Annotated in this window: 8 protein-coding genes; 5 read left to right on the top strand and 3 right to left on the bottom strand. The window is 31.7% G+C overall.

Annotation, left to right across the window (positions count from 1 at the left end):
* Positions 1 to 32 precede the first annotated feature (32 nt).
* The 3 genes from AWE51_RS25975 (at position 33) to lipB (ending at position 2659) form a co-directional block, all read left to right on the top strand.
* On the top strand, positions 33 to 191 hold the full coding sequence (locus tag AWE51_RS25975; protein WP_082832250.1) for a YqaE/Pmp3 family membrane protein: 159 nt from the start codon (positions 33 to 35) through the stop codon (positions 189 to 191).
* A gap of 83 nt (positions 192 to 274) precedes the next feature.
* Complete coding sequence (locus AWE51_RS00035) at positions 275 to 1867, top strand: S41 family peptidase (RefSeq protein WP_066307741.1); 1593 nt, start codon at positions 275 to 277, stop codon at positions 1865 to 1867.
* A gap of 96 nt (positions 1868 to 1963) precedes the next feature.
* Positions 1964 to 2659: a lipoyl(octanoyl) transferase LipB gene (lipB, locus tag AWE51_RS00030; RefSeq protein WP_066307738.1), complete on the top strand. Its 696-nt coding sequence runs from the start codon at positions 1964 to 1966 to the stop codon at positions 2657 to 2659.
* Positions 2660 to 2743: 84 nt separating this feature from the next.
* Here lipB and AWE51_RS00025 read toward each other — a convergent pair whose 3' ends face one another.
* The 3 genes from AWE51_RS00025 to AWE51_RS00015 all read right to left on the bottom strand — a co-directional run bounded on the left by AWE51_RS00025 (position 2744) and on the right by AWE51_RS00015 (position 6973).
* Positions 2744 to 3535 carry a hypothetical protein gene (locus AWE51_RS00025; RefSeq protein WP_066307733.1) on the bottom strand — a complete coding sequence of 264 codons (792 nt, stop codon included), beginning with the start codon at positions 3533 to 3535 and terminating at the stop codon, positions 2744 to 2746.
* A gap of 214 nt (positions 3536 to 3749) precedes the next feature.
* Positions 3750 to 6218, bottom strand: a complete 2469-nt coding sequence (locus AWE51_RS00020; protein WP_157765989.1) for a hypothetical protein — start codon at positions 6216 to 6218, stop codon at positions 3750 to 3752.
* 155 nt (positions 6219 to 6373) lie between these two features.
* Entirely contained in the window at positions 6374 to 6973 is a 600-nt protein-coding gene (locus AWE51_RS00015) for a ribonuclease HII (protein WP_066307729.1), read from the bottom strand.
* A gap of 125 nt (positions 6974 to 7098) precedes the next feature.
* Here AWE51_RS00015 and AWE51_RS00010 point away from each other — a divergent pair, with 125 nt between their 5' ends.
* Both AWE51_RS00010 and AWE51_RS00005 read left to right on the top strand, forming a co-directional pair.
* On the top strand, positions 7099 to 9069 hold the full coding sequence (locus tag AWE51_RS00010) for a putative porin (protein ID WP_066307724.1): 1971 nt from the start codon (positions 7099 to 7101) through the stop codon (positions 9067 to 9069).
* 209 nt (positions 9070 to 9278) lie between these two features.
* Entirely contained in the window at positions 9279 to 11579 is a 2301-nt protein-coding gene (locus AWE51_RS00005; protein WP_066307721.1) for an FdhF/YdeP family oxidoreductase, read from the top strand.
* The last annotated feature ends 752 nt before the right edge of the window (positions 11580 to 12331 follow it).

Raw genomic sequence — 12331 nt, 5'->3', positions numbered from 1 at the left:
ATTATAACATTTAATTTATTTAGACCACGATTATGAGTATTTGGAGAGTTTTATTAGCTATTTTTTTTCCACCCCTATCAATATTAGATAAAGGCTGCGGATCAGTTGTTATAGTTTTGTTATTGACTATTTGCGGTTGGGTTCCGGGTGTTATTGCTGCATTGGTAATACTTAATAATCCAAAATCTTAATTAACACATAATAGATAAATGTTTTAATCTATATTTCTTTGGCAAAGAAAGGAAATCTCTCAGGTTATTTGTAAGTTAGTATAATGATGATAAGAAAAGTACTGAGCTGCCTATCTATAGTAGTATTGACCAGTTGTTCTTCTGTAGAAAAATATAATAATCAGATAAGCAAATTGCATAATCCTGAAGAAATTCGGGAAGACATTGATTTTGCATATCAAAAATTAAAGAGACTACACCCAGATTTGTACTGGTATATTAGTAAAGATTCCTTAAATCAAAAAATAAGTGATCTAAAGAAAAATATACAAGAACCGATATCTAGTTTAGAGTTTTATAAACAGTTTGCTCCTGTTATTGCGAGCATACGACAAGGGCATACTTCTATTTATTCACCAAGAAAAAAGCAAACAAAGAAAGAAAAGAAAAGTAAAGGGAAAAGAAGTTATCCTTTTAAACCGCTAGCATTTCATAGAATCGGAGACGATTTATTTATAAAAAAAAATTATGAAAAGGACAGTGTATTTGTTAAAGGTGTTCAAGTCTTAAGCGTAGATAATCAGGAGATTAAAGATGTGTTTTCTGATTTTACAAATTTGTATACCGGTGATGGATATAATACAACATTTGTTCCGCGTTACGTAGGAAATGGTTTTGGCCCTTTGTATGCGGGCACGCACAAACAAAAGGATAGCGTTTTGATGACGTTAAAATCGGGAGATAGTATTTATTCTAAATTTTTATATGCGAAATACAGTAAGCCGAAAAAGACAACAAAAAACAAATTAAAAAAGGATAAGGATTCGACAATAATTCGTGCAAAAAAACAGAGTAAATCCGATGATAAGATAACTAGAAGAAAAAAGAAAGCACGTCGAAAGCTTAATAATAAATACGGATTTAATACGTACAAGAAAGAATATAATAGAAATTTTAAGTTTATAGCGTCTGATACAGCACTTGCAATAGCTTATATGAAGATAAGAAGCTTTACTAGAGGGAATTATAAGGACTTTTATAAAGAAAGTTTCATAAAGATAGATTCTGCAAAAACTAAACATTTGATTATTGATTTACGTGATAACTTAGGAGGAAGAATAGCAGAAATTGATGAGCTGTATTCCTATTTAACGGATAAAGAATATGTGTTTATCAAAGAATCAAAAATGACCAAACGCACAAATTTTTTATATCCTGCTTTTCATGGAAAACCTTGGGTGAAAAAAGTAGGAGCGACCTTAGTATCTCCAGTATTATTGGGATATCAATTATTTAAGATTAAAAAAGAAAATGGAGAACCATATTTTAAATTAAAATTTAGTAGACTTCAAAAACCTAAAGTTAATGCCTACACCGGAAAGATATATGTTCTTATTAATGGAGCAAGTTTTTCTGCAAGTAGTATTTTGTCAACACATCTTAAAGCGACAAAAAGAGCGGTTTTTGTCGGAGAAGAAACAGGTGGGGCATATAATGGAACAATAGCAGGTCTTTTTGCTTTAGTAGAGCTTCCAAACTCTAAAGTAAAAATGCGGGTTGGATTAATGAAGATAAACGCCCCTTATACAGTAGATCAGGATGGATTCGGAATCAAACCGGATATTTATGTATCCGAAACTATAGGAACGGATAATCCCTTAGACTGGGTCATAAACAATATTAAAGGATCTAATTAGTTTATTCGATATTCTTTTTAGAATGGGATAATCGAAATTAAAGATGAGGTAGGTTACTTTTTTTAATCGTCGTATCTTTGCCTTTCTATTATACTTATGAATAAAAAAATTCAAATTCAAGATATTGGAATCAGAGATTTTAAAGAAACCTGGGAGTATCAGGAAGTGCTTTTCAAAGAGATTTTAGATATTAAGGTAAAAAACCGAAGAGAAGATGCAGGATTAGACACGCCAAATCATTTTCTTTTTGTAGAACATCCTCACGTATACACTCTAGGAAAGAGTGGTGATATGAGTAATCTTTTATTAAGTGAAGAACAATTAAAAGAGAAAGGCGCTACATTTTATAAAATTAATAGGGGTGGTGATATAACCTATCATGGCCCTGGTCAAATAGTAGGTTACCCTATTCTTGATCTTGATAATTTTTTTACCGATATCCATAAGTATCTTAGATTTCTCGAAGAAATGGTTATTCTTACTATAGCAGAGTATGGTATTAATGCTACCCGAAGCAAAGGTGAAACAGGAGTTTGGTTAGATGTAGGAACACCCTTTGCTCGTAAAATTTGTGCAATGGGAGTTCGAGCAAGTCGTTGGGTTACTATGCATGGATTTGCATTAAATGTAAATGCAGATCTAGGTTATTTTGATAATATTATTCCTTGTGGTATAAAAGGTAAAGCGGTAACATCTCTAAATGTAGAGTTGGGATTAGAAAAAGTAAATGAAGAAGAAATAAAACAAAAGCTGTTAAAACATTTTAAAACACTTTTTGAAGCAGAATTTTAGATCTCGGTAAAGAGACTTAAACAAAAATCCATTTATATTTTTATATAAATGGATTTTTATTTTTTTGCAAAATAGAATTTTCTATTATTGTCTTCTAAATCTATGGTGTACTATAAAACCATCGATAGAACTTCCTCTAGGAATAAGACTTGTAGCACTAAAAATATCTCCTGCTTCATTTCTTAGACCAATACGATAAAATCTTGATACTTCGTTGTCTTTAAGGTAGGTAATAGATCCATTTTCTGTAATTTCAACAATAGGATATGCTTCTCCAGCTTGAACTCCATCAATTGTAAACTTAAATTCAGTTGCAGAAACTTCAAAACCATTAACCCCCGCAGGCGCATTACTTATTCTGCTTAAATCGTTTGTTAATAATTGATCTTCACCAGCAGATGTGTTAATTCTAAAACTTTCTACTGTCCATTTACCTAATACATAAGAAGCATTTCTTATTCTTGATATTGTTCCTGGGTCAGGTGCAATATTTCCCGCATTTTCTATAGTGAAAACTAATCGTCTATATGCTATTCTGATTTGTTCTAGTTCAGCTATTTCAGATTCAAAGAAACCAAGTCTTCTTAATGTTCTAGTATCTAAGTCAAGAACTTGTAAAAGGATATTTAGATCGTTTGAAAGAAAATTAGCTAACCCAAAAGAAACACTAATTCCGGCATCTCTTAATTCTTCGATAGTTTGTGGTAATTGTGGGTTTTCAGCTTTAGAGGTAATGCTTGAGTTTAAATCAAGTGATAATGGAGCTCTTGTTTCAAGACTTGTTTCCGGAGTATCTACATTGTCTTTTTCGCAAGAGGTAATCGTAAAAATAAATGTTGTTACTAATGCTAATTTGGCAATAAATGAAAATTTCATTTTTAAAATTGTTTTAAATTAATGACTTGTGTTTAATAATATAAGTACACAACAATTAAAAATGACTTTACCCTATTTTTTACGTAGTAATTACTGTAATAAAGAATCCCTAAATTTCATTGATTAAAAAAAGCCTTAAAGATTGTTGAATATCTAAGGCTTTTTATTGGGTGTTTTATAATATTTTGTGAATGATGTTTCCTTTTAGTTTTTGTTAGTTGATTTGATAAATAAGAATTCCATTGTCTTCTCCTTGCACAACAAACTCAAGATTTGGATCTTTATCCATGTTACCAAGAGTCATGGCAGAATTTCCGTAGACTGGAAAATTAGGAAATAATACTGCATTACTGTCATATAAATACACTTTCTTAGCTTGTATATCAGTAATAGAAATGTAGATTTTGTTATTGATGTAATATAGTTTTGGGGCCGTATATACTCCAAAATCTAATTCAATAGTCCGTCCTTTTATAGAAAGTTTGTTTTCAGAAAATGTAACAAGAGTTTTATTTGTAGCTACTATTCTATTATTTTCATCTAGATTTAAATTTTGAGTTACCGCATTACCATCTTCTTGTATTTGAATTAGTTTTCCGTCTTTAGTGGTTGAAGAAAATTTGTCTTGATACTGATACCATTGATTTTTAGAGAAATCTACAGTGTTTTTAACATCAACTCTAGTTCTTCCTAATCGGTCTAAAATAGTAAGCTTTCCATTATTTTCGGCAAGTAAAATAAAATCTTTTGTTCCTATTCGTATATGTTTAGGAGCAAGAATCAGATCTGTATCTGTGCCTTTGAAACCAAATCCAGTAACAATATTACCTTCGGCATTTAGCATAGTAATTTGATTACCTTGAGTTATAACAATGCGATATCTTTTGCTTTTGTCATAATCAAATAGTGCAAGAGGTTGTGTAATAGCTTTTTCAAACTTTTTAGGATATGGAGCAACATCGTTACCGTCGCGATCTACCAAATACAAAGTATTTGCGGTATTAAATAATAATTGATATCTACCATTCTTAAAAATATCTATTTGTTGGATGTCACCAAGAATTTCTCCATCAATTTTCTTTTTCCAAAAAATAGAACCTTTGTCTGAGATCAGGTATAAAGTATTTTCAATATCCTGAATAGCTACATCCATACCTTTGGTTCTATGGTTTTTGACTAAAATAGGTTTAGTAAGTACTTTCTTTTCTAAAGTAGTAGAAGCTACTTGAGTTACCGATGTTGCTGCACCTTTGGTAACGCTTTTTTGTAGCACACCATGAACATGAGCAAAGTCATTTTCTTTGATTATTTGTAAAATACCAATTTGATAACCTTTATGTTGTAGCTCTTCCCATTGTGGAGCATAGGACTCCTGAATATTAGTTGAAATATATTCTTTTATGTGTTTTACAGCCCCTCCAATTAAAATAGAAGAATTGTCGGATAAATCTTTAATCGTGTTTTTGTAATATTCTTGTTGACCGATCAAGGTTTTATTAAGAATATTAGCAATGATATCTTTAAGAATACCTTTTGAAGGACCAAAGACTATGAATTCATCTTTTACAAAATAAAATTTTGCTTCAAATTTTTTAATAAGTGGATTTAGAATCTGAGAAAAATTTTCAGAATTTTGATTCTTGTAGATTTCAATGTTTCTATAGGTATCGATTTTGTCTCCTGCTAAACTTTGTGCAGCACTATTAGAATCTAAAGAAGTTAGTACTAAAGCATTTTCTTTTTCCATAAAAATGGTGCTTATTTCAGATGTTCCTGATAAGATGTCATCCAGGTCACTTGAAATATCTTCAATATCCCTATCTTGAGCTACAGACAGATTCTTCTTTAAGGTGTCAAAATCATCATAAGTAAAAGAAATAAAACCTTTTGCTGTAACGGGTACTATACGTGCAATTCGGTTTTCTTGCGGGACTGTGCTATCAAAGATGCCTATAGTGCTCGATAAAGAATCTTTTTCTATTGCAATACCATCAAGATGAATCATGTTTTGATCGATAGTTGTATCAAGAGAAGCCCAACCACTAAAATTAGTTAAGAATGTTTGTTCGGCTTGTGGTAATAATGAATTGTGAATATTTTGAAGCTTCTTTCCGTTAACTAATAAAGACATTGCGTTATCTGAACTAGAAACATCATATACTTTTTTTAAATCTTTATCAATAGGAATCGGGTTAGCATGCACTCTAATCGAATTCTCTATTAATAATTGAGATGGTGAAGCAATAAGGATGCTATCTTGTCTGGTTGCAAAGAAAGACTGCCCTTTTGATGTAATCTTATAAATTGTTTTCTCGGCGTAATTCATAGTTTCAATCTGCTTCGTTTTTAAAGAATCAGTCTTTAGTAACGAGGGATCTAATTTTGACACATATGTATACTCGAAATCATTCTTCCCTCTGGGAGAAAAACATAATAAACCAGATTGACGTTTGTTTTCATTAAGAATTGTTAGGTCTTTGAAATATTCAAAGAATGCAATTTGAGGGTTATTTTTAATGAAGTTGTTATCTCTTAGTTTGCTGGTTGCTTCTTCAATATTATTTATTTTGATAATAATTTGAGAATCTCTAGGAACATGATCAATTAATGAATTTGATGTTTTAGCAACATCATCACATGAAACAGCAAGAACCAAGGTAAGTATTGTAAGTATCTGTCTCATTCTCAAAAAAGGCCTTGTATTTTTAAACCAAGTGTTTAAAATTAAAAAATGAGGTTTCTTGTTCTGCAACATATAATGTCTGTTTTATTTATCGAAATATAATTCGAATATATTGGTACTACGTTCTGCTTTGGGTTCAAAGATATAATTCTTTGTTAAAAATCTATTGTCAGTTGTTCTGGTAATAGCCTAAAACTTTTTCGATGATATTTTGTAATACCATGTTTACGAATAGCTTCTCTATGTTCTTTTGTTGGATAGCCTTTATTTTTTTTCCAATTGTACATAGGATACTCTTCATGTATTTTTTCCATAAATTCATCTCTATATGTCTTAGCAAGCACAGAGGCAGCTGCAATATTTAAATATTTTCCATCCCCCTTGATAACGCAAGTGTGGGGTATATTATGATACGGTTTAAATTTATTTCCATCTACTACAATATGCTCAGGTTGTGGGTTAAGTTGGGCAATAGCTTCTTGCATGGCTAGAATAGAGGCATTCAAAATATTGATTTCGTCAATTTTTTCCATGAAAATATGTGTAACACCATAGGTCAAAGAACAGTCTTCTAATAGTGGTCTTAAAGATTTTCTTTTAGTTTCACTAAGTTGCTTAGAGTCATTTAAAACAGCGTTGCTAAAATTGTCAGGAAGTAATATTGCGGCAGCAGTAACAGGACCGGCAAGGCATCCACGACCAGCTTCGTCTGTGCCACACTCTAAGAGTTCAGGATGTAATTTTAAAGTAAGCATAACACGAAGATACAGTATGAATAGAAGATCAAAAAACTATTTTTTAAAATCATATCCTAAACAAATAATCTAGATGATATACTTTCGTTAAAAAAAGTATATTTTTGCCTGAGTATAGTATGCTAATGAGAAAAAATATAATAATTATAATTGCACTTTTGTCTAGTTCTTTGATTTGGGCTCAGGACAGAAATCAAGAAGAAATAGAAGAAGGTTCTGGAGGTCCCCAAAGGAAATTTACACCCCAAGAAAAGAAAGAGAAACCCCCAGTGACCGATTATAAAATTATTACAATAAAAAATGATACGACCTATGTAGATACAACTTTGACCCTTCAAAAAGATTATAAATTTAATTATTTAAGAAGGGATGATTTTGAATTACTACCTATTCATAATGTTGGTCAAACTTATAATAGTTTAGCTAAACGAGAAGAGCGTCAACGTGTATTGCCACTTTTTGGAGCTAGAGCAAGACATTTCAATTTTATGGAAGCAAGTGATATTAACTACTATCATGTGCCAACACCACTAACAGAATTATATTTCAGAACAACTTTTGAACAAGGACAGCAATTAGATGCTTTTTTTACTATAAATACTTCACCAAGACTTAATCTTTCTATTGCTTATAAAGGAGTGCGGTCTTTAGGAAAATACCAACATGCCCTCACGAGTACAGGTAACTTTAGATCAACGCTTAATTATATCACAAAAAATAAAAGATATAGGGTAAAATCACATTTTGTAGCTCAAGATCTATTAAATGAAGAAAATGGTGGTTTATCAGAACAAGGTATAGAAGAGTACTTAAATATAGGAGATTTTGTTGGAGAAGAAGAAGAGTTCAAGGATAGAGGAACAATAACCGTTAATTTTGAAAATGCAGAGAACATTCTTAAGGGAAAAAGATTTTATGTAGATCACCAATATTCAATAATAAAGAAAAGCGATAGTGCTAGTACAGGATTATCTATAGGACATATTATGGATCTTACAGATAAATCATTTCGATTTGATCAAACCACAATTGCGCCCAATAACCTTTTAGGAGCATCTTTTAGATCGGGAGCAATTTCTGATAAAGTAGCGTTAGAAGATTTTAGTAATGAAGTGTTTTTAGGATTTGAAAATAAATGGCTTGGGGAACTAAAGGTAATTGGCGGAAGTTCAAATTATAATTATGGATACAATTCTGTGCTTAGACAAGTGGATGAAAGTGGAAATTCGATTGATATTACAAATCGTATTAAAGGAGATGTGTACTCAGTAGGTGGTGAATATCAGAATAATTATAAAGGCTTTGAACTATTTGGAAGTTTAAAAACATTAGTTTCTGGTGATTTTGACGGAAACTATTTTAATGCTGGAGCAGGATATAATCTTAAGGATAAATATGAAATTCAAGCCAAAATAAGCTCTAATTCAGTTGCTCCTAATTACAATTTTCTGTTAAACCAAAGTGATTATGTCAATTATAATTGGCAAAATGATTTTTCAAACGTCGAAACTCAAAAAATCCAGATTGATCTTAGAGCAAAAAAAATAGCAAGAATAGAAGCTAGTTTTTCATCAATCGATAACTATACTTACTTTGCCAAGAATAGCGATGATGCTATTGTGCCATTGCAAGCCGGAGAAAAAATAGATTTACTAAAAGTAAAACTTACACAAGGAGTGAAAGTGTGGAAACTTGGCTTAGATAATACAGTAATGTATCAAAGTGTAGAAGGAGGTGATCAAATATATAATGTACCAGAAATTATTACAAGAAATACATTGTATTATGAAGATCATTGGTTCAAAAAGAATGCACTTTTTTTACAAACGGGCGTAACATTTAAATATTTTACAGATTATACAGCAGATGCATACGATCCTGTATTATCAGAGTTTTATGTTCAGAATGATCAAAAAATAGGTGGGTTTCCGCAGGTTGATATATTTTTCAATGCTAAAATTAGACAAACACGTATTTTTTTCAAAGTCGAAAATTTTGGAGAAGCTTTTAAGCAAAACAATGAGTTTTCTGCCCCAGGCTATGCAACGAGAGATGCGGTGATACGATTTGGATTAGTCTGGAATTTCTTTCTCTAGAACATTCTCTTTTTTTTGCAATTTATTTTTTTGATTTATCCTGAAAAATGAAGTTTAGATATGTTCCTTTATAGAACATATAGTTAAAAACCTAATTCATATTACAAATAATAAAGTAGAAGGTATGTTTAGCATACTAAGACTTTACATTTTGATGTATCTTTGAAAGTGATCAACATTTACAATTTTGTTGACTACAAAAAACGAGAATGAATACTATCAAAAAAAGAAACATTTCTGTTTTAGGTTCTACAGAGTTTACAGGTATAAAATTAGAAAAGCCTACAGATTATGCAGCAGGACTTCCTGCCGTAAAAGTAGCATTGCAACACACTTTTAAAGAAATGGGAGTTGTAAGATCTTTTCGTGCACTAGCACATATGAATCAAAAAGAAGGGTTTGATTGCCCTGGTTGTGCTTGGCCTGACCCTGATAAACCTTCAAAACTTGGAGAGTATTGCGAAAATGGAGCTAAAGCTTTGGCAGAGGAGGCGACAAATAAAAAAGTAGACAATGATTTCTTTTCAAAATATTCTGTAGAAGAGCTCTCAACATGGTCTGACTTTCAAATAGGTAAAAGTGGAAGGCTAACAGAACCTATGGTGTTAAGGCCAGATAGTGTGCATTACGAACCTATTTCTTGGGAAAATGCTTATAAATTGGTAGCAGAAGAATTACATAGATTGGATTCTCCCGATGAAGCAATATTTTATACCTCAGGAAGATCAAGTAATGAGGCAGCATTCTTGTATGGGCTCTTTATTAGAGCATATGGCACTAACAATATGCCTGATTGTTCAAATATGTGTCATGAATCTAGTGGTGTTGCCTTGGGTGAAACCTTAGGAATAGGAAAAGGGTCTGTAAAGCTCGAAGATTTTGATAAGGCAGAAGTCGTTATGGTTATAGGTCAGAATCCTGGAACCAATCACCCTAGAATGTTATCAGCGTTACAAAAATGTAAAGAAAACGGGGGTAAAGTAATTAGTGTTAATCCCCTAGAAGAGGCAGGTCTTATACGCTTCAAAAACCCACAAGAGGTAAAAGGTGTCTTGTCAACAGGTACCTCCTTAACAGATATACACCTTCAAGTTAAAATTAATCAGGATGTTGCACTTCTGAAACTAATGATTAAGAAATTAACCGTATTGGATACAGAGAAAGGAAATGTTTTTGATCATGAATTTATAAAAAAGTATACCAACGGTTTCGAAGAATTAATAAAAAGCATCGAGGGGTATTCAGAAAAAGAACTGTTAACATTGTCAGGGGTAGAAGAATCTGTTGTAGATGCTGCTGTTGAAATACTTGCAAATAGTAAAAAGATTATTATTTGTTGGGCAATGGGATTGACACAACATAAAAATGGCGTCGATAATATAAAAGAATGTGTAAACTTACTGTTGCTAAAAGGTAGTCTGGGAAAACCAGGAGCAGGAACATGTCCGGTAAGAGGTCATAGTAATGTTCAAGGAGATAGGACAGTGGGTATAATGCATCACGTGTCAACAGAATTAAATCAGTCAATTCAGAAAACGTTTGGATTTACTCCTCCAAATAAAGAGGGTTTAGATACTGTACATGCTATCGAGGCTATGCATAAAGGGCAAGCAAAAGTTTTTATGGCTTTAGGAGGAAACTTTTTGTCAGCCGCATCTGATACAAATTTTACCGCAGAAGCACTTCAGAATTGTGAATTGACCATAAATGTAAGTACTAAATTAAATAGGACACATTTGGTTACGGGTAAAACAGCACTAATCTTACCGACTTTAGGTCGTTCAGAAGTGGATATAAAAGATGGGAAACAAAGATTCTTTACAGTAGAAAATAGTATGGGTAAAGTGCATCGTTCTAAAGGAATGATGTCTCCTGCTTCGGGTAACTTGAAAAGTGAACCCGAAATTATAGGAGAAATAGCTAATGCATATTTCAAAAACAACCATCCGGTACCTTGGAAACAGTTGGGAGAAGATTATGAACTAATTAGAGAAAAACTAACCTCTGTCATTAAAGGTTTTGAAGATCTTGAAAAAAAGTCGAAAGGCTCGGGGTTTTATTTACCTAATAATGTAAGAGATTTAGACTTTAGTAAACTTCCTAATCAAAAAGCTCAATTTAGTGTATGCCATTTACCAAAGCATGAAATAAAAAAAGGTGAGTTCTTATTAATGACTATTCGCTCACATGATCAATTTAATACTACGATATATGGATTAAATGATCGGTATAGAGGAGTGTTTAATGAAAGAAGAATAGTGTTAATGAATAAGAATGACATGAGAAAGTATGCTTTTGAGAAATTAGATGTAGTTAATTTAATTAGTAGTTATGATAATATAGAAAGAAAAGCAATCAACTTTTTAGTAATTCCTTTTAATATCCCCGAAGGAAATCTAGCATCATACTTTCCAGAGACTAATGTTTTGGTGCCTTATAATCATTTTGCAGATAAAAGTAATACACCTATTAGTAAGTCTATCGTGATCAGTTTGGAAAAAGTAGAGTAGTCCAGAGCACGAAAAGCCTTCATTTCGCATAGCCTGTACTAAAGATTTCTTACGATGTTACCGTTGTACCTCATTATTTCTATTGTAAATTATAATAAGAAGAGACAATAGTGTTTGATGAATTATAAATGGTTGAGATATAAAATAGGCTAAATAACACGATTTAGAAGAGAAGATGTTTTGATGTGTAGATTTATTTTTCGCGTAACGTCAATGTTTCTAGAATATTATATTTTTTTTAAAAAATAGTTGTTTTTTTTTGTTGTTAGAATGAAAAAGGATTCTATATTTGCGCCCTCGAAACGGGTTAATATGTTTCGGGTAGTTCATTGAGATTTGGTTTTATTTTTAGGTTAAAAAAACTTTATTTTTTTTCTATGAAATAGCTTGTCAGAATAAAAAAGGGTTGTATGTTTGCGTCCGCTAAGCTCGAGGGCTTAGGAGTTCATTGAGAGTTTTGTTTTGGTTAGGGATTTAGGAAAAAAGTTTTTTAAAAATAATTTCAAAAAAGCTTTGTAGAATAAAAAAGGGTTGTATATTTGCATCCGCTTAGCGAAACAGAGCGAGTTCATAAAAATAATTAGAATGGTTTTCTACTGATAATTGAGGTAGAATTAGGGTTCGATTCCTTAGGTAATAACAAGAGTAATTTTGGCTACTAGATGTGGTTTTAGATTGCTAAGAAAGTTCATAGACATATTGATTGACAGCGCGTATTTAGCTATTTTATTTATAGGATAGTTAATACATAC

It is taken from the genome of Aquimarina aggregata (assembly GCF_001632745.1).
Taxonomy (GTDB): Bacteria; Bacteroidota; Bacteroidia; order Flavobacteriales; family Flavobacteriaceae; genus Aquimarina; species Aquimarina aggregata.
The sequence above is the reverse complement of the archived record's forward strand: the minus strand, read 5'-3'. Positions and strand labels throughout refer to the sequence as shown.

Excerpts from the sequence above, each read along its gene's own strand:
- AWE51_RS00015 (WP_066307729.1), bottom strand. The coding sequence starts at position 6,973 with ATGCTTACTTTAAAATTACATCCTGAACTCTTAGAGTGTGGCACAGAC.
- lipB (WP_066307738.1), top strand. The coding sequence starts at position 1,964 with ATGAATAAAAAAATTCAAATTCAAGATATTGGAATCAGAGATTTTAAA.
- AWE51_RS00025 (WP_066307733.1), bottom strand. The coding sequence starts at position 3,535 with ATGAAATTTTCATTTATTGCCAAATTAGCATTAGTAACAACATTTATT.
- AWE51_RS00005 (WP_066307721.1), top strand. The coding sequence starts at position 9,279 with ATGAATACTATCAAAAAAAGAAACATTTCTGTTTTAGGTTCTACAGAG.
- AWE51_RS00020 (WP_157765989.1), bottom strand. The coding sequence starts at position 6,218 with ATGAGACAGATACTTACAATACTTACCTTGGTTCTTGCTGTTTCATGT.
- AWE51_RS00010 (WP_066307724.1), top strand. The coding sequence starts at position 7,099 with ATGAGAAAAAATATAATAATTATAATTGCACTTTTGTCTAGTTCTTTG.
- AWE51_RS25975 (WP_082832250.1), top strand. The coding sequence starts at position 33 with ATGAGTATTTGGAGAGTTTTATTAGCTATTTTTTTTCCACCCCTATCA.
- AWE51_RS00035 (WP_066307741.1), top strand. The coding sequence starts at position 275 with ATGATGATAAGAAAAGTACTGAGCTGCCTATCTATAGTAGTATTGACC.